Source organism: Novosphingobium soli (genome assembly GCF_042432915.1).
Lineage (GTDB): Bacteria > Pseudomonadota > Alphaproteobacteria > Sphingomonadales > Sphingomonadaceae > Novosphingobium > Novosphingobium soli.
Window position 1 is genome coordinate 1 of sequence record NZ_JBHLWK010000028.1, and the last position, 17,214, is coordinate 17,214.

A 17,214-nucleotide genomic window follows, 5' to 3' on the forward strand; every position below is an offset into this window, starting at 1 on the left:
ATGTTCGCGATGATGCTCGACGAGGGCGTTCCGCCTGCCCTCATGGCATCGATCATCCTCAGCCTTTATCAGCCCGGAACCCGCCAAATCGCTGCCTGACATTGGCAAGCGATCCCTACATCTATNCGATCCCTACACGTATCCCGGCACCGAGACGCTTCGGAACAAGCTGGGGATCACCGATGATAAAATGCTCACCGAGGCCGAGCGGCGCTTGATGCTGGCGCGCGGGGCTGAGGCTGCGCGCCTGACGTTTCCGGCGACCGCTGAGGGCTATCGCGCGCTTCACAAGCATCTGTTTCAAGACCTCTACGATTGGGCGGGCCAGGACCGCACGGTGAACATAGCCAAGGGAGGATCGAGTTTTGCCGCCGTCCCTTACCTTGCGCGCGAACTCGACAAGCGGTTCGGGGACGTAGGCCAGCAGAATAGCTTTCGAGGCCTTCCGCGAGATGAGTTTTTCGACCGGCTTGGCAATCACATCAACGAGATCAACGCCATCCATCCCTTCCGCGAAGGCAATGGGCGCACGATGCGCCATCATGCGGCGCAGATCGCGCGCGAGGCGGGGCATCCGATCCGCGTCGCCGCGATCGACAAGGATAAATGGATGGAGGCGTCCCGCCACGGCTTCCTGACGGGCGATCATCGCGGCATGGCCGCCGTCCTCGCGGCCGCAGCAGTACGGCGCGACCTCGCGCCCGAAGCGCGCATCGGTCCCGCCGGGATCGCGATGCTCCCCAAGCGGGCGCCGCCCGAGGGGCAACGCTACCGCTTGACGCTGACCAAGGTGCGCGAGGAACTGGATCGCTATCTGCCCGCAGCGCGCCAGCAGGCGGCCGAGCGGCTGCGTGGCCTCATCAACGATGATGGGTCGTCGGCCGCTATCGCGAGCGCACGCACCGAGCTTGCCTATGTTCGCCACGCCAAGGGGCCGGTCTATCAATCGCACCTTCTGACCTACCTAGGGGTGCGGCAGGTCGATGCCATTATAAGCCCGCAGCAGACGCCGCTAGAGCGTGTGCGGGAGATTGGGGCCGCGCTTGGTATCCAGATCAATTCCCAACAGCAGGCGCAGCTACAGCGGGCGGTCCGAGCCTTGGAAAAGCCGGTTCTCCCGCCGGGGCATGCACCGGGCCAGGAACGGCTCGCCGCGGCATTTCTGAAGAACACTGCCGAGATGAATCACGCCGATCCTCGCCTTGCGCCGGCGCAGGCGATCGTCGATGCCGCCATGCAGACCGCGCGCGAGCGGGGCGAGAGCGCACGCATGGTCGGGACGATCGGAGAGTCGACCCGCCAGCTCGTCGCTGACCGGATCAAGTCGGGAGGCTCGCTGGACGCGGAAATAGGAAGCGCGGCGCCGCCGACGCAATCGCCGGCGCCGCGCGACAAAGATCGTAGCCGCTGACAGTGTTGAGGGCCGCAACAAGATCTGCAGCGTCACATGCTTGCACTGCATCTCGCGATGGAGCCGGGGCCAGTCGGGCTTCGGGGTACCGCCGATAGCCGGTCTTGTTGCCCGCTTCGCGGTTTAGCGCCAGCGCGCCGTCGCTCATCCCGTGCGGCAGCGGCCAGCTCAGCCCGGCCCCCCGTGCAGTGCGAACTCCCTATTGCATAGGCTCTCGCAATAAGTATACCGTACCGTACCGTAAACGGCTATAGGTGCCATTTTGCCTGTCTCTGAACCAGCCGTTCTTACCGAAAACAACGCAACGAAAATTTCGGGCGATTGGTTGGCCACTACGGTTCAATCGGTAGAAGAAAACGCCAATGGCCATGCGCTGGCAGCAGTTGATCAGATCGACTGGAGCCAATTAGGGCGGGTAGACAGTGCTGGCGCATTTGCGCTCCTTCATGCGCTTGGTGTCAGAGATTTAGGGGACAACGTCCCAGAGCAGCTTCGGCGTGTCTTAGACATCGTTGCCCCAGCGATGCAGGAACATGCGACTAAAAAGCCCAGGAAGTCCTACGGTTTTTTCACAGGCTTGGGCCGCAAAGTGGTTACAGCGCTGGGCGAGCTATATGGTAATATCGTGTTCCTGGGCCGCTCTGAGGTGGGCGTTGGAAGAGCGGTTATCAACCCTCGCAGGTTACGCGTACGAGCGCTAGTCAGCGTGATGCAGCAGGGAAGTCTCGAGGCGCTGCCAATCATCATGACGATGACATTCTTCATCGGGGCAGTGGTCGCATTGGTCGGCACGAACCTATTGCAGAACTTGGGCGCATCGGTCTTTACCGTTCAACTCGTTGGGGTGTCGGTATTGCGCGAGTTTGGGGTGCTAATACCGGCAATTCTTCTGGCTGGCCGATCGACGTCTACATTCGCTGCTCAAATCGGCGCTATGCGAATGAACCAAGAAACAGATGCAATGGTGGTCATGGGTGTCGATCTCACAGAGGCGCTTGTAACCCCACGCGTGCTGGCGATGATCATTACTCTCCCGCTATTATCAGTCGCAGCGATGATTGCCGGCATTCTTGGTGGCCTGCTTGTGAGCTGGGCTTCTTTGGATATTTCACCAGTGTTTTTCGTAGAGCGTCTTCGGCAGACGGTGGACCTCCAGCATTTCTGGCTTGGTCTGATCAAGACACCTGTAATGGCCATCATCATTGCACTCACTGGCTGCCGCCAAGGAATGGCCGTACGGGGCGACGTCGAGGTATTGGGTAGAAACGTCACGACCGCAGTCGTGCAGGCATTGTTCGCTATCATTCTTCTCGATGCGGCTTTCGCCCTCGTTTTCATGAAACTGGACCTGTGATGGCCGAGCGGGAAAGGGTGATCGAGGTACGCGACCTTAAAACAGCGTTCGGTAAAACGGTAATCCACGAAGATTTAGACCTCGACGTCTATCGCGGGGAGATTCTGGGAATAGTTGGTGCTTCGGGCGGAGGAAAGTCCGTTTTGCTCAATACGATGTTGGGATTACAGCGACCGATTTCTGGATCGGTAGTAGTAGGCGGTCAGGACATCTTCAATAATCCTGATCGAAAATGGCTTGCATCAAACATGGGCGTGATGTTTCAAAACGGCGCGCTATTTTCATCCCTGACGCTTCAGGAGAATGTCGAAGCGCCGTTTCTTGAACATACCGAGATCCGAGGCGAATTTCTAAGCCGATTGGCCCAGATGAAAATCTCTTTGGTCGGGCTTGCTAATGATGCCGCATATAAGCGGCCGGCAGAACTTTCAGGCGGCATGAAGAAACGCGCCGGCGTTGCACGTGCACTAGCGCTCGACCCGAAGCTTCTTTTTCTAGATGAGCCAACGGCAGGCCTGGATCCCCTCGCTGCTGCAGAATTTGACGACTTGATCGTATCGCTGCGTGATGCCTTGGAGTTGACTGTCGTCATGGTCACCCACGACCTGGACAGCCTGTTTCAAATCTCTGATCGAGTAGCAGTTCTGGCGGACAAAAAAATCGTCGCGTCTGACGCAGTCGAAAAACTACGTGATTCTGAAGACGAATGGACACGCTCTTATTTCCAAAGCCGAAGAGCACGGCGATTCAACTCGGGTGGCAACTAAATGGAGAGACATGCCAATTACGCTCTAGTAGGTAGTTTGACAGTTGGTCTGCTGGTCGCAGCGATCGTCTTCATTCTCTGGCTAGGTAATGACCAATTTGGTAAAGGCTTCGACCATTATCGAGCTGTTTTTGACGGACCTGTGCGCGGCCTAACCGAAGGTAGCGAAGTTGACTTTAATGGCATCAAGGTCGGGGAGATCACAAAGCTTCGTGTAGATCCATCAAACTCTCGCCGCGTGATTATCGATGTGAAGGTCGAAGAGGATACGCCGATAAGGGTAGATACATTTGCCTCAAAAGAGTCCCAAGGTGTGACAGGGGTCAGCATTATCCAGTTAACTCCTGGTTCGCCTACAAGGCCACTGCTTCGCGATGCGTCGCGTGAGCAGCCCCCGATAATAAGAGCGAAGCCCGGATCGTTGGATTCGGTGCTGGAGGCGGGAGGGCAGACCCTCGCTAAGGTTTCTGAATCATTCGATCGGGTCAATCGGGTACTTTCTGACCGAAATATCGCAAAGGTCGATGGCATGCTCGCTGACATCAGATCAGTGACGGCAGAACTTAACAGTCGAAAGGCAATGTTTGCGGATGCTCAAAATGCAATCCGTCGCCTTGATTCAGCGTCGGGTGACATCGAGCAGGCTGCGGCGGCTGCGAGAACCGCTATTCAGGGCGATGGTACGCAAGCCTTTGCAGACATCCGAGAAGCGGCCGCGAATGCGAAGAGCGCGACGAACGATGCTCGGGCTTTTATAGCTAAGTTGAACGCGAGTGCAGAAGGTCTTGAGGGGCCAGAAGGTAATCGCGTGGCGGGGGCTCTACGTGGGCTGGAAAAGGCTGCCGAGTCACTTGATCGACTTACCCGACAAATACAGCAAGATCCCCGCTCTGTTCTCGGAAGGGGGAAAGCGCGAGAAATGGAGCTGCCAAAGTGAAAAATACGTTGAAAATCTCTTCAGCGCTCCTCTTAGTCTCGCTGTCGGGCTGTGTTGGTGGGCTTCTGGGCGGAGGTAAGCCTGCGGACCTATATTCCTTTCGCAGTGAGCCCCCGCAAAGGCAGCCTGATGCCAATGCACGGGTTGTTGCTGTCCGCCAATTCTCATTTCCGAATAATCTACGGCCTGACAGCATTGAAACCAATGCCAACTCGCGGGTTGCTGCTCTCGCAAAAGCACGTTGGTCCCAACCCGTCCCGGAGATGTTCCGTCTAGCTCTGATTGACCAGCTGGAGCAGTCTTCCCGAACGCGAGTTGCGCGAAGCGACTTCCAAAAACCGGCGGACATCATGTCGGCGGAAATTTCGCAGTTCACGGCCACCTTTGATCAGGGACTGAAGGCTCCCCCATTGATCACTATTGTCGTGCGCGCAGAGGTTGCAAGCGGGGCAGCACGTGATGTGGCAGTGCGGTCCTTCGAATCTCGAACAAGAGCCACTGATGCTACAGTGACGTCCATCGTTGCAGCTTACCGTGCCGGTGTCTCCAATATCACACAAGAGATTACCCTGTGGTACAGGAATATCTGAATTTTATCATAGTAGATAGGGACAGATATGAGGAAAGTTTCAGCTGCCTTTACAATCTTGGTACTGACTTTTGCGTCTGCCGGCGCGGCTCAGGAGGGACACAAGGAATCCAAAAATACCGGACCGGATTCAGTTCGATCTATTGCCTCCCAACCAGCTAAAGACGTTGGAGCGGTAAAGCAGGATATCCCACCCGTTCTCTTAAGCGCTTCTTCTAACCCATACGATCGGGCATCGACCCGCACCTGCAACGAGATAAAGCGTAATATCGCTGAGTTGGACGATGTTCTCGGACCGGATTTCGATGTAGGAGCGGACCGTAACGAAAATCGTCTTGGTAAAGTAGCGGAAGCTGGTGGAAAGACGATTGTCAACTCGATCATACCCTTTCGTGGCTTGGTGAGGGAAATAACAGGCGCAGCCCCAGCGCAACGTCGCCTGAATACCGCAATCGATGCGGGGTTTGCGCGGCGGGGCTTTTTACGGGGAGCCGCCATATCCCGAGGCTGTCGTCTCTGATGAGCTCACGGCAACAAGCTCAGCATTAAAAGGTGGGTTAGAGGACGAGATACGAGGCGCGCCGCCAGATGTCCGGGAGCGATGCCGGCAGGAGCGCAGCCGTCCACAGATCGAGGACCTGCGCGTCGCGATCGACAATGCCCTTCGCCGCCTGTCGCCCAAATCGGCGATGGCCCAGGCGCTCGCTTATGGCCGCCGGCGCTGGGAGGCGCTCACCCGCTTCCTCGACGAGGGCACGGCCGAGATCGACAACAACATCGCCGAGCGGTAAGCGGTGTCTGAAGGCCGCATCTGCCACGTAGCGCGCTAAGCGAGGAGCTGTGGCTTCACGCGGTATATCGGGACGCGGCCCATCCGATGATTGCGCCGCCGATGATGCCACTGGCCAGGATGGGGACGTAGGATTTGGTGATAATGGCGTCTGGTAAGCTGATCAGCAATCCGACCAACACACCGACGGCAACAGGGGGGGATTGGCATCCTTATAAGCGGGATCAGAAATCCGATTGCAAAACGGCTGCAGAAAGCCGCGATGAGAGCGGCCTTCTTGTCCGGGAAGTCCATCGGCAGCATGAGGGCAACGTCAACGCAGCCGAAGAGGACGCCCGCTATTAATCCCACCAGGATCGGATTCATCGCTAGCTCCCTTCGCACGCGATCGTAGCGGACAGCTTACATGATCGTTTGACGCCCGCAATGAGCGGTTTTGCTGCGAGGTATCAGGCGGCTTGCGCGATCATCGGATCGCCAGGCTGCCAAGCCCACGGCATCAACTCATCCCAGCGCGATGCCGGCCAGAAGCACCATCGGCCGCCAACCTGAAAGGGATCGTCGAACGGCTCGACACGGTGCGCGACATCGGGATCGTGGCCATCGGGCACGACGCATCCATGCCGCCCGCTATGCCGTCATCGCGCGAACCGCCGGCATCGCCATCGTGCTATCACCAACTCGTGGCGCTACGGCAGTCCATCGCAGGTCTAAACGGAGGGGACACAAATGGGATCAGGCGGATCCCAAGAAGTCATCCGACGGCGCAGCGAGCGGCCGCACGCTTCGCGCGCCAGCTTCGCAGCAGTTCGATCTGTTTTGAGTGTGCATCATCAACGGGCGAAGGTTCATACCGAGGGGGCGAATCGACCGACAGGATCCGGGATGCTGTTCCCTTGGCTGGTACGCTGTTCGTTTGATCCAAGAGTGCGCGCAGCATCTGCCGCCCTCTCACCACGCGGCTTTTGATCGTGCCGACGGGAACCCGCTCGATTGTGGCCGCCTCCTCGTAGCTTAGCCCCTCGATCCCGATGAATCGAATGCACCGCTGCTGCTCAGGCGTCAGGCGCGGCCACACGCGGCGGACATCGCTCAACGTCACGACCGATTCCTGATTTGACGCCACCGGAACATCGATGAGTTCGGCGGTCTCGCCCGCTTGTCCTGCGCCTCGACGACGCACCTGTGACAGAAAGGAGTTGTGGAGGATACGGAAGGTCCAAGCCTTCAAATTCGTACCGGGCTCGAACGACGCGCGGCTGCGCCAGGCTTTCAGCAAGGTTTCCTGAACAAGGTCCTGTGCAGTATCGGGGTTTCTGGCCAGCGATCGCGCGTAGCTCGCCAGCCTGGGCATCAGGTCGCTCAGTGCAGCACCGAAGTCACGCCACTCCTCAGTCGGTACATGCAGTTCGTGATCCGGTTGTTCCGACACGCAAAAGCCCTTGCTCGATCGAACCAGGGGTGCCGATTATACACCGACTGGTTTACTTGTTCGGGAACGCCGCCTCCTTTGGATTGTTCCACTCCTCAGCGATGAAGCCCGATAGGCGAACGAGCGCGCGATAGGGCAAGGGTGGGGAATCGGGTATGCGGAAGGTTGGGCAGCAGGAAGTCAGCGCCTCTGCCTGCTCGAAAACCAAGCCCAGCCTGCAGGCAGCACCGCAGACGCCATCAACATTGCGCCGACAACATCATGGTCGCGCTGAAGGATCGCGCCAGCGACCAGCAGGCCGGCCGACAGGACGTTGGGATCGGCGCGCCGGGGCGATGCCGGAGTTGAGGAAACCGCGCCTCCCTGCAATTCGATCGGCAGCGCGCCCGACCGCGCAACCCGCTCGGCGAAGGCCACCAGCTCGGGCGAGGCGGCGGCCAGACGGCCAAGGCTCGTGGCCAGCCGGCGTCCGCCCCGCTTGAGGCCGGCGGGGCCGATCCGCTCCCGCAACAGTTCGCGCGCGATCGGTGCGGCGCGCGCCGCGATGTCGAAGCCGGGATCGAGCCGTCGCACGAAACCTTCGGCGATCAGCAGGGTGCGCAGCAGCAGGGCGAGGTCGGGTGGCAGCGCCAGGCGGTAGGTGCGCAGCAGCGCGAACACGCGTCCGAAGATGTCCGCCAGCTCGATCTGCCGGAGTACTGCCCCGCGGAACTGGCCGATCAGCGCGTCGAGGTCGCGGGTCAGCGCCTGGCGATCGACGTCGGTTTCGCCCGACCATTGAAGCAGCACGTCCGTCACCGATCGCGTGTCCTCGCTCGCGATGGCAAGGACGAGCGTGACAACCTCGTTCCGCCGGGCGGGACTGAGCACGCCGACCGCGCCAAAGTCGATGAACGCCAGCGACCCATCGGCCAGGACGAAGACGTTGCCGGGATGGGGGTCCGCGTGGAACCGGCCGTTGAACATGATCATCCGCAGCACCGCATCGGCGTATCTGCTGGCGACGTCCGCACCGCCCTCACCCGCCCCGTCGAGGATCGCGCGGACCGGCATGCCGTTAAGCCGCTCCTGCACGTTCATCCGGCGGCCGACCTGATCCCAGTAGAAGGCGGGCGTGCGAACGCCGAGCGGCTGCAGGAAGGCGCCGATGCTCTCGCAGGCTGCTGCTTCGGCGCTGAGGTCCATTTCCTGCGACAGGCTCTCCGCGAAGAACCGGAGCAGGTCGTCGGGCTTGAGGCGGCGAATCTCCGGTGAGTGCCTCGCCGCGAGCCGCGCGACGCGGCGGAGCAGCTTCAGGTCGGCATCGACGCGTTCCGCGATCCCCGGCCGGCGCACCTTGACCACTACCTCGGTTCCGTCGAGCAGGGTGGCACCATGAACCTGCGCGATCGAGGCCGCGGCGATCGGCTCGCGGTCGAAGCTCGCGAACACGTCCGCGATCGGGGAGCCAAGCGCGGTCAGGATCGTCGACTCCAGCGCCTCGAACGGCAGCGGGGTAACCCGGTCCTGCAGCGTCGACAGCGCGCGCACCCATTCCGGCCCGAGCAGGTCTTCACGGGTCGCGAGCACCTGCCCCAGCTTGACCGCGACAGGTCCAAGGTCCCGCAGCAGCGCGACGACCCGCTCGGGCGTACCGACGTCCACCGGCTGCTCCGAGCGACCGGGCAGCAGACCCAAGCGCGAGGCGAGCCCGTTCAGGCCGTGGCGCCCCATGATCTGGATAAGCTCGGCCAGGCGCGCGCGCTCACCGATCTGAGGCTCGTCGTCCGTGGTGGGCATCACGCGCTGCAATCATCCCCCTGCCGCGGGCGGCAGCCATCAAGAAACAGGTCGATACCGCGTGTGACACGATCGCGCGCCGCCTCGTCATACGCTGGCGGAGACAACCCCAGCGCTGCACGGCGCATGGGGGCGACCACGACGAGCGTGACGAACTGCTCGGCAGCAAATACTGGGTCGGCCAGCGAAAGCTCTCCCTTGGCATTGGCATGGGCGAGAATCGATGCCACCCACTGGACGGCCCGCTGGTAACCGAAATCGTGGATGTTCGCCGCAAGCGCGGGAAAGCGCACGGCTTGCGCGATGACGACACGTTCCATGGAAGCGATCCGGGGCGTCAGGAGCCACTCGAGCAGGCGATCGGCGATCACGCGCAGTCGCGGGCCGATGTCGGGTTCATCACTGCCGGAGGGTTCGAGCGCGCGCAGCTGCGTGTCGATCTCGTCGAGGATCACCGCCTCAAACACGCGCGCCTTGCTGCCGAAGCGCGCGTACAGGGTCCGCTTGGAGATGCGCGCCTGTTCGGCGATCATGTCGGCACTGGCGCCGTCGAACCCGTGTTCGAAGAACAGTTCGCGGGCGCTCTTGAGGATGTGTGAGGTCAGGCGGAGCGCGGCCTCAGTCGTCGGTCTGCCCATCTTCCTTGGGCGCCGCCCCTTTCTATCTTCATCGCTCATCTCGTTCTCCTGGATCGAGGATAGCGCGATCCGGACCGGTTGACGAGAAATCACGCCGGGACGGCCGGCCGCCTGCCATCCCGAGCTCAGCCCAGGACTGTCCTATCGTCTCGCGGTCGATCACTGCCGTGACCCCGGCTTGTAGGTCGGGAGGGACGGAGCACCCACTCCCAGCCCCTCCTGATCGATGCGAACGGCCGTATCCCTGACAGCACCGACCTTGTTCCTTGCTGAACGAATGGTCTCACGCAGTTGGGCCTGTTTGGCAGTCGCGCTGCGGATCGTGGGCCGAACCGCCTCTACGCGCGCCGTAAATTGCTCAGCTCCGTCTCGAGCGTTCAGCAACGTGCGGTTCGCTTTCGCGAGAACGGTCGCGCGACGTTCGTCCAGGACAGCTCTCAACCGTTGTGCGCTGTCGCCGGATCGTTGCAAGGCGTTCCCTACGGCCACGACGCGACCGCGCGCGCCGGAAAGCTTATCGGACGCCCCTCCGGCCCTGTCTGCCCAACCGGCGGAACTCTCCGCGAGCGCCGCCAGCCGATCGCTGGCCCGCTGCTGCTGAGCGGCGCCGAGGTTGCGCGTGACAGAGTCCACGGTGCGGCTGATCTTCTCGACCAGTGCAACGGGGTCCCCTCCGCCGCTAAGGAGCCCGCCTTCCTTGGCGGGGATGACGGGAAGCTCCCCGTCGTTCGCCGCAACGATCGGGGGCGCACCAGACCGGGCGCCATCGAGGCTGATGTTCGCGGTTCCGGTAAGTGCCGATCGTGCGAGCGACGCTTTCACGCCTGCGACGACGGGGATTCGAGGCTCGAGGCTGACGGTCACGAGAACCGCTGACGGGTCCTCCTTGTCGAACCGTATCGACGTGACATGGCCGGCCGGAACGCCCGAGAAGGTCACCGGCGACCCCTTCTCCAGACCGGCAACGCTTCCAGTAAAGCGGATCAGATAGGGATTTCCGTCTCCATCGCGCGCATCGAACAACCACAGCGTGAAGATCAGGAGCGTGCCCAGCAGAAAGCCGGTCACCACGAGCACCAGAAATTTGTTCGACCGCGTTTCCATGGACGACGAACAGGATAGGTCGAGGTTCGAGAATGTAAACCGTACTGTTCCTTTGATAATCTCTTGATGTGCCGGGGCGACCAGGTGGAGACTACCGCTCGAGAGGAGCTAGCGCATGGGCGAGGATTGGATGCTGCAACCGGCCGGGATTCCGTGGAGCAACTGGCTCGCGATCGAGCTGATCTCGGCGGGTGACGGGTTAAGCTCGATGAGGATCGCCTGGCGTCAGGATCTGGCCGACGACGACGAGGTGCTTGCCTCCGGTGTCCTGACGAGCCTCATCGATCAGGCATGCGGCGTGGCGGTGATGTCCCGGCTGGGCAAGCGGCTGGCGATCTCGACGCTAAACCTGAAGGTGGACCACATCCGTCCCATTGCGACGCGATGTGCTGCAACGGCATGGGCGCACTGCTACGACGCAACCGACCATCTGGCGTTCGTCCGTACCGAGGTCTGGGACACCGACCCCTCCCATCTGACCGCGACAGCCCAGGGCGTGTTCTCGATCAACCGGGTCGCGCTGTGACGCCGGATCGCCCGCCGGCATGCCCGACGCCGGGCAGCTTCGCCCAGATGCTCGACGCCATGATGACGGAACGCGAGGGCCGTTTCGTGCTTGAGCCCGCAGGCGACCTGATCGGCAATCCGATGCTGCCCGCACTTCACGGTGGCGCGATCACCTCGTTCCTGGAGCTGTCGGCGGGGTTGACCCTGCTGCGCACGCTGGCTCTCTCGCGGCCTCCGCGGTTGATCAGCACCCATCTTCAGTTCTTCTCGGCGGCACGGCAGGCACCCCTGCGCACCGCCCCGGCGATCAGACGCGTCGGGCGACGCGTCGCGGCGATGGAGGCTGAAGCGTTCCAAGAGGGCAGAGCAGAGCCCGTCTGCACCGCGCAGTTTGAATTCGCCCTAGTTGCTTGAGGCCTTCAGGCGGCGGAAACCGAAAACACCAGCTTCTTCAGCCAGTCGATTGCTCCATCGGCCCGCCGGTCGTGCGTGGCCATGCTGAGCTGGATGGCGGGATTTGGGGTATTCTCCAGGTTCGCGAAACCGAACGGCTTTTCAGCCCGCGCTGTTCACTCTGGTGAAAGCGCGAGCGGCTATATCTGACCGTCACTCGCCTGTATGTGGCGGCCGCCGGGTGCTGGACCGCCCCCCCCCGGCGATCTAGAAGGTGTAGGTCAGCCCGACCGCGGCGGCGAGCTGGTCAGCATCGCCCACGTCGCTGACTATAGGGCTGCGCTTGTACTTGCCCAGCATGCGACCATAGAGCACGCCGGCCCCGAGTCCGAAGCCGCGACGGAGGTCGCCACTCAGGCTTTGCAGGATGAAGGCGGACAGGTTGTACCGCTTCCAACCGCTGTCATTGATAGAATAGGTCCGCAAGCCGCTAGCGAGCGACCCTGCGGGCGTGACCGCGAAGTAGGTGCGGCCGTAGCCCTTCCCCACATAGTCCGCCGAAGCTCCGACCGAAACAAGCGTGCGGGTGGACAGCGGCGTCGCGTAGTTGATCTGCGGCGTCACGACGTAGCTGTCGTGAACGTCCGACAGGTCGTGGACATAGGCCACGCGGACGGTCAGCGTGTCGTAATCGCTGGTGATCACGCCCGTCCGGCTGATCCCGACATAGCCGCCGGCTTCCCACGCGGTGTCGATCTTGCCGAGTGCACGCACTTGGAGGTTGTCGACCTTGTTGGTCCGGTCAAGCCGCGCCGCGCCGATCACGCCAAGCTCGACGTTGGTACCTGGTCCCGAGCGGCTCGGAATCAGGTTCACATACAGTTGAGTGCCGCGCGTGAAGAAGTCATGGTCGGCAACCTTGCCGATCAGAACCACTCCGGGGGTGATGTTGTTCTTGTCGGCCCCTTCATAGTCAGGCAGCGTGGCCGCGCCCACGCCGATCGTTAGGCGGGAACGATCGGGGGCGCCGGTGTCCTCCGACTGCGCGCGTGCCGGCACGGCCGAGGCCAGGCCGAATGCAAAGGCCGCCGCGGTTCCAAGGGATGTCAAACCTTGCACTTTCATCAGAAATCGTGGGCCTCCCTGCCCCTGTTCGGTTCTTTGTGAGAACACGGTGGAAACGCTCAGACGAAGCGTCTATGATACGAAACGGTTTACATATTACAAGGTTGCAGAGTGGCTGACGCGCAGACCGAGTGCGGCGAGCATGGGTCCGACAGGCAGGGATCGGACGAGCGCAGCCGGGATGGGTCTCGATCCGATCAAGGGGGCGACGACCGGAAGGACGAGGACGGCAAGAAGGACAACAAGCCCGGGCTTCTCGAGCGTTATCCGATCATCCGCTACGTCCTGATCGGAGCCCTGATCCTCGGGATTGTCGCGGCGGCTTTCTGGTACATCAACTATCGGCAGCGGGGCCAGTACCTGCAGTCGACCAACAACGCCTATGTGCGCGCGGACTTCGTGACCGTCTCACCGAAGGTCGGCGGCTATGTCGAGCGTGTCCTCGTCGCCGACAACCAGCCCGTCCGCCGCGGCCAGCTGCTCGCCGTCCTCGATCCTCGTGACTACCGCGCCAATGTCGAACAGGCGCAAGCCCAGATCGCCGCTGCCGGCGCCAACATCACGACCGCGCGCCGGACGCTTGACGAGCAGCAGGCCACGGTCGCCCAGGCCGCCGCCCAGGTCGCGAGCGCCGCGGCTGCCGCGGCAGCGGCAGAGAACGAGGTAAGACGTTACGAACCGCTTACCCGCACAGGAGCGGAATCGCGCGAGCGCCTCGCCAACCTTGTCCTGCAGCGTGATCGAGCCGGCGCGGAGCTGCGCGCGCAGCGCGCGGCCTACCTCGCCGCCCGTCGCAGTGTCGCGACACAAGCGGCTCGCATCGACCAAGCGGAGGCGCAGCGCGGCACCGCGCAGGCGCAGCTTGCGCGCGCCTCGACGGATCTCGGCGCCGTCGAGATCCGCAGCAGCATCGACGGCGTTGTCGCCGACAAGGCGGTGCGGGCCGGGCAATATGTCCAGCCGGCGACCCGGCTGATGTCGGTGGTGCCGGTCGATCAACTGTACATCGAGGCTAACTTCAAGGAGACGCAGGTCGCGCTGATGCGCGTCGGACAGCCGGTCACCATCAAGGTGGATGCACTGGACGGCGCCGAACTGCGAGGCCGGGTCGCCAGTTTCTCTCCGGGGACGGGCGCGCAGTTTTCACTGATCCCGCCTGAGAACGCCACCGGCAACTTCACCAAGATCGTCCAGCGGGTGCCCGTGCGCATCAGCATCGAGGCGGGCCCGGAGGCGCGCCGGGTGCTGCGTCCCGGTCTGTCGGTCGAGGTCACGGTCGATACGATCGGTGCCAAGGGCAGCCGGGAACGGATCGAGCAGGAAACCAAGCGTTTGAAGCGCGGCGAGACGCAGGACCCGCGCTGATGGCAGCCCAACGCGCAGGCCTGCGCGATTGGCTCGCCGTCGCGGCTGGCACGATCGGGTCGTTCATGGCGCTGCTCGACATCTCGATCGTCAATGCGGCCTTGCCAACCATCCAGGGCGAGATCGGCGCGAGCGGAACGGAGGGCACCTGGGTCGCGACCGCCTATCTCGTAGCGGAGATCGTCATGATCCCGCTCAGCCCCTTCCTCGTACGGCTTTTCGGGCTGCGCAACTTCCTTCTCGGCGCTGCGGTCAGCTTCACTGGCTTCTCCATAGTGTGCGGCATTTCAACGACATTGCCGATGATGGTCGCCGGGCGCGTGGGCCAAGGCTTCACCGGCGGTGCCCTGATCCCGACCGCGATGACCATCATCGCGACGCGGCTCCCGCCATCGCAGCAGCCGATCGGCACCGCCGCGTTCGGCGGCACCGCGATCCTCGGTCCGGTGCTCGGGCCGATCATCGGCGGCTGGCTCACCGACAACTATAGCTGGCACTACGCCTTTTTCCTGAACGTGCCGGTCTGTGCCGGGCTCGTCCTGCTCCTGTTGTTCGGGCTCAAGCATGAGCGTCTGCGGCTCGACCAGCTGCGCCATGCCGACTGGCTCGGGATCGCAGGGCTCGCAATCGGCCTGGGTGCGCTAACCGTCATGCTCGAGGAGGGTCAGCGAGAGATGTGGTTCGAGTCCGCCTTGATCGTGAAGCTTGCGATCGCAACGGTCTTCGGCTTCGCGCTCATCACGATCGGACAGGTCCGCTCCGCGTATCCGGTGCTCAAGCTGTCGCTGATCTTCAGCCGCTCCTTCGGCAGCGTCTTCGTCCTCAGCCTCATCATCGGCGTCGTGCTCTACGGCGTGACCTTCCTCATCCCCCAGTTCCTCTCGTCGATGGCGGATTACAGCGCGCTGCAATCGGGCAAGGTGGTCTTCGTCTCCGGCATCCCCGCCCTGATGCTGATGCCGTTCCTGCCGCTCGCGTTCAAATACCTCGACGTCCGGCTGGCGGTTTTTGTCGGCATGGCGCTGATGGGCGTCAGTTGCGCGATGGATTGGCATCTCACCGCCCAGTCGGCCGGGGGCGATCTGACGGATTCCCAGCTCGTCCGCGGCTTCGGGCAGATCTTCGCCATGATGTTCCTCAACCAGGCCGCGATCAGCGCCGTGGCGCCCGAGGATGCCGGCGATGCGTCCGCGCTGTTCAACGCGGGGCGCAACCTCGGCGGATCGATCGGCCTTGCCCTGATGGCGACCCTCCAGGATCGGCAGACTTTCCTTCATTTCAACCGGCTGGGTGAGACGGTGTCGGCCAATGCGGCCACCACGCAGGAATGGTTCGCTAGAGCCATGACCATGCCGTCCGGTGAAGCCGGCGCCTATCGGCAGCTCGCAGGTCAACTCCTCGAGCAGTCTACCGTCATGGCCTATAACGACCTGTTCTTCGCGCTGAGCGTCGCGGTCGCGATCACGACGCCGCTGGCGCTGTTTCTCCGCCCGATCTCCTCCGACACGCAGATGGCGATGCACTGATGAAGCGACTTGGCTGGGCCATTCTCCCCACACTCCTAACCGGATGCGTTGTCGGACCCAACTATGAAGGCCCGCCGGGCGTTGCGAGCGGCGAGCGGCCGGGATCGACATTTCGCCGCGCGGATCAGGCTGTCACGTCACCGCAGCCCCCTGTCGCACGCTGGTGGGAAGGCATGGGCGACGCACAGCTCACGATGCTGATCGACCGCGCGCTAGCCTCAAATCCGGACGTGGCGATCGCCGAGGCGCGCATCCGCAAGGCGCGCGCCAGCTTGCGCGAACAGCGCGCGAACCAGCTTCCCACCGTCTCGGCGTCAGGGACATCGATCGTCGCTGATCTTCCCGCAGGCTCGCTCGCGCTGCCGACGCAAGGCGAGCAATCCGATCGTGTCAGGGCCGAATTCTACAACGCCGGCCTGGACGCGTCGTGGGAGATCGATCTGTTCGGCGGGCGACGCCGCGCTGCCGAAGGTGCCGAGGCCCAGGCTCAGGCGGCCGAAGCTAACAGGGCCGATGCGCAGGTTCGCCTCTCGGCGGAGGTTGCCCAGAATTATGTGACCCTGCGCGAACTTCAGCAGCGCCTGATCCTGGCCCGCCGCTCCGCGCAGCTTCAGCAGCGATCACTCGCCCTACTTCAACAGCGCGAGCAACTCGGTGCATCGTCGCGCGACGAGGTGGTTCGGCTGAAGACCGAGCTGACCCGCACGGAGGCCGGACTGTTGCCGCTCGAGGGACAGATCGCGACCACGCTGGACCAGCTCGCCCTGCTCACCGGCGATGAGCCCGGTGCGCACGATGCCTTACTGTCTACCCCTGCCCCGATTCCGCTGATCCCAAGGACTGTCGCGATCGGCGATCCTGCCGCCATGCTGCGACGCCGGCCCGACATTCGCGCGGCCGAGCGGCAGCTGGCGGCATCGAACGCGCAGATCGGAGTCGACGTTGCCCGGCAGTTCCCGTCGGTCAGCATCATGGGTATCATCGGCCTCGGTGGTCCCAATATTGCCGATGTGGTCGATCCTGACAGCTTCGCGGGCCTTTTCCTGCCGCGGATCAGCTGGAGTTTCCTCGACTTCGGCCGCAATCGTGCCCGGGTCGAGCAGGCGCAGGCCGATCGCGACGAGGCGGAAGCGCAATATCGCAAGGCGATTCTCGGCGCGCTGTCGGACGCGGAAACCAGCCTGACCCGCTTCGGCAATCAGCGCCGGAACCTGTTTTCGTCTATCGCGAGCCGGAACGGTGCCAGGCAGTCAGCGTCCTATGCCGGGCAGCGATACGCGCAGGGAGCGATACCGCTGACCACGTCCATCGATGCCGAACGCGCGGCGCTAGCTGCCGAACAGTCGGTGCTGGAAGCGACTGGCGAGCTTGATCGGGCCTTTGTCGCCCTCCAAAAGGCGATGGGACTTGGGTGGAGCCAGAAGTGACGGTCTTGCAATGATGCGAGGGGAGAGCACCGACCGCGGGGTGGCTCCGCTTTTGCCGCCTCCTGCCCAGT

At 62.7% G+C, this 17,214-nt stretch carries 17 protein-coding genes and 1 pseudogene; 12 read left to right on the forward strand and 6 right to left on the reverse strand.

The window, feature by feature from the left end:
* Positions 1 to 190: 190 nt before the first annotated feature.
* The 7 genes and pseudogenes from ACFFJC_RS19555 (at position 191) to ACFFJC_RS19585 (ending at position 6,192) form a co-directional block, all read left to right on the forward strand.
* Positions 191 to 1,411: a Fic/DOC family protein gene (locus ACFFJC_RS19555; protein WP_379489077.1), complete on the forward strand. Its 1,221-nt coding sequence runs from the start codon at positions 191 to 193 to the stop codon at positions 1,409 to 1,411.
* 262 nt (positions 1,412 to 1,673) lie between these two features.
* Entirely contained in the window at positions 1,674 to 2,765 is a 1,092-nt protein-coding gene (locus ACFFJC_RS19560; RefSeq protein ID WP_246544413.1) for an MlaE family ABC transporter permease, read from the forward strand.
* Entirely contained in the window at positions 2,765 to 3,532 is a 768-nt protein-coding gene (locus ACFFJC_RS19565) for an ABC transporter ATP-binding protein (protein ID WP_214202516.1), read from the forward strand. Before ACFFJC_RS19560 ends, ACFFJC_RS19565 begins: the two co-directional genes overlap by 1 nt.
* The gene (locus ACFFJC_RS19570) at positions 3,533 to 4,468 is read left to right on the forward strand and encodes an MlaD family protein (RefSeq protein ID WP_214202517.1); all 936 of its coding nucleotides are present in this window, start codon (positions 3,533 to 3,535) and stop codon (positions 4,466 to 4,468) included. It begins immediately after the preceding gene.
* On the forward strand, positions 4,465 to 5,058 hold the full coding sequence (locus ACFFJC_RS19575; protein ID WP_214202518.1) for an ABC-type transport auxiliary lipoprotein family protein: 594 nt from the start codon (positions 4,465 to 4,467) through the stop codon (positions 5,056 to 5,058). The genes ACFFJC_RS19570 and ACFFJC_RS19575 overlap by 4 nt, the downstream gene beginning before the upstream one ends.
* Before the next feature lie 556 nt (positions 5,059 to 5,614).
* A pseudogene (locus ACFFJC_RS19580) lies at positions 5,615 to 5,845 on the forward strand (IS66 family transposase); the annotation flags it as partial.
* A 146-nt stretch (positions 5,846 to 5,991) separates the two neighbouring features.
* Positions 5,992 to 6,192 carry a hypothetical protein gene (locus ACFFJC_RS19585; protein ID WP_214202519.1) on the forward strand — a complete coding sequence of 67 codons (201 nt, stop codon included), beginning with the start codon at positions 5,992 to 5,994 and terminating at the stop codon, positions 6,190 to 6,192.
* Positions 6,193 to 6,296: 104 nt separating this feature from the next.
* Here the strand turns inward: ACFFJC_RS19585 and ACFFJC_RS19590 are convergent, their stop codons facing one another.
* The 5 genes from ACFFJC_RS19590 to ACFFJC_RS19610 all read right to left on the reverse strand — a co-directional run bounded on the left by ACFFJC_RS19590 (position 6,297) and on the right by ACFFJC_RS19610 (position 10,800).
* Positions 6,297 to 6,458, reverse strand: a complete 162-nt coding sequence (locus ACFFJC_RS19590) for a hypothetical protein (RefSeq protein ID WP_214202520.1) — start codon at positions 6,456 to 6,458, stop codon at positions 6,297 to 6,299.
* A gap of 143 nt (positions 6,459 to 6,601) precedes the next feature.
* Entirely contained in the window at positions 6,602 to 7,279 is a 678-nt protein-coding gene (locus ACFFJC_RS19595) for a sigma-70 family RNA polymerase sigma factor (protein WP_343222314.1), read from the reverse strand.
* 180 nt (positions 7,280 to 7,459) lie between these two features.
* A complete protein-coding gene (locus ACFFJC_RS19600) occupies positions 7,460 to 9,058 on the reverse strand; it encodes an ABC1 kinase family protein (RefSeq protein WP_379489078.1) in 1,599 nt (532 codons plus the stop codon).
* Entirely contained in the window at positions 9,058 to 9,735 is a 678-nt protein-coding gene (locus ACFFJC_RS19605) for a TetR/AcrR family transcriptional regulator (protein ID WP_214202522.1), read from the reverse strand. Before ACFFJC_RS19605 ends, ACFFJC_RS19600 begins: the two co-directional genes overlap by 1 nt.
* 120 nt (positions 9,736 to 9,855) lie before the next feature.
* Positions 9,856 to 10,800 (reverse strand): MlaD family protein, encoded by a 945-nt coding sequence (locus ACFFJC_RS19610; RefSeq protein ID WP_214202523.1) that lies wholly within the window; start codon positions 10,798 to 10,800, stop codon positions 9,856 to 9,858.
* Between the two features lie 115 nt (positions 10,801 to 10,915).
* Here ACFFJC_RS19610 and ACFFJC_RS19615 point away from each other — a divergent pair, with 115 nt between their 5' ends.
* Together ACFFJC_RS19615 and ACFFJC_RS19620 are read left to right on the forward strand one after the other, a co-directional pair.
* Positions 10,916 to 11,326, forward strand: coding sequence for a PaaI family thioesterase (locus ACFFJC_RS19615; RefSeq protein ID WP_214202524.1), 411 nt, complete (start codon positions 10,916 to 10,918; stop codon positions 11,324 to 11,326).
* A gap of 47 nt (positions 11,327 to 11,373) precedes the next feature.
* On the forward strand, positions 11,374 to 11,721 hold the full coding sequence (locus tag ACFFJC_RS19620) for a PaaI family thioesterase (protein ID WP_214202525.1): 348 nt from the start codon (positions 11,374 to 11,376) through the stop codon (positions 11,719 to 11,721).
* Between the two features lie 246 nt (positions 11,722 to 11,967).
* Here ACFFJC_RS19620 and ACFFJC_RS19625 read toward each other — a convergent pair whose 3' ends face one another.
* Complete coding sequence (locus ACFFJC_RS19625) at positions 11,968 to 12,825, reverse strand: MipA/OmpV family protein (RefSeq protein WP_214202526.1); 858 nt, start codon at positions 12,823 to 12,825, stop codon at positions 11,968 to 11,970.
* 111 nt (positions 12,826 to 12,936) lie between these two features.
* On the opposite strand from ACFFJC_RS19625, the gene ACFFJC_RS19630 reads away from it, so the two are divergent.
* Genes ACFFJC_RS19630 through ACFFJC_RS19640 form a run of 3 tightly spaced genes read left to right on the forward strand, consistent with a single transcriptional unit; the run spans position 12,937 to position 17,143 of the window.
* The gene (locus tag ACFFJC_RS19630; protein ID WP_379489079.1) at positions 12,937 to 14,190 is read left to right on the forward strand and encodes an HlyD family secretion protein; all 1,254 of its coding nucleotides are present in this window, start codon (positions 12,937 to 12,939) and stop codon (positions 14,188 to 14,190) included.
* Positions 14,190 to 15,716 carry a DHA2 family efflux MFS transporter permease subunit gene (locus ACFFJC_RS19635; protein ID WP_379489080.1) on the forward strand — a complete coding sequence of 509 codons (1,527 nt, stop codon included), beginning with the start codon at positions 14,190 to 14,192 and terminating at the stop codon, positions 15,714 to 15,716. Before ACFFJC_RS19630 ends, ACFFJC_RS19635 begins: the two co-directional genes overlap by 1 nt.
* On the forward strand, positions 15,716 to 17,143 hold the full coding sequence (locus ACFFJC_RS19640) for an efflux transporter outer membrane subunit (RefSeq protein WP_379489081.1): 1,428 nt from the start codon (positions 15,716 to 15,718) through the stop codon (positions 17,141 to 17,143). Before ACFFJC_RS19635 ends, ACFFJC_RS19640 begins: the two co-directional genes overlap by 1 nt.
* The last annotated feature ends 71 nt before the right edge of the window (positions 17,144 to 17,214 follow it).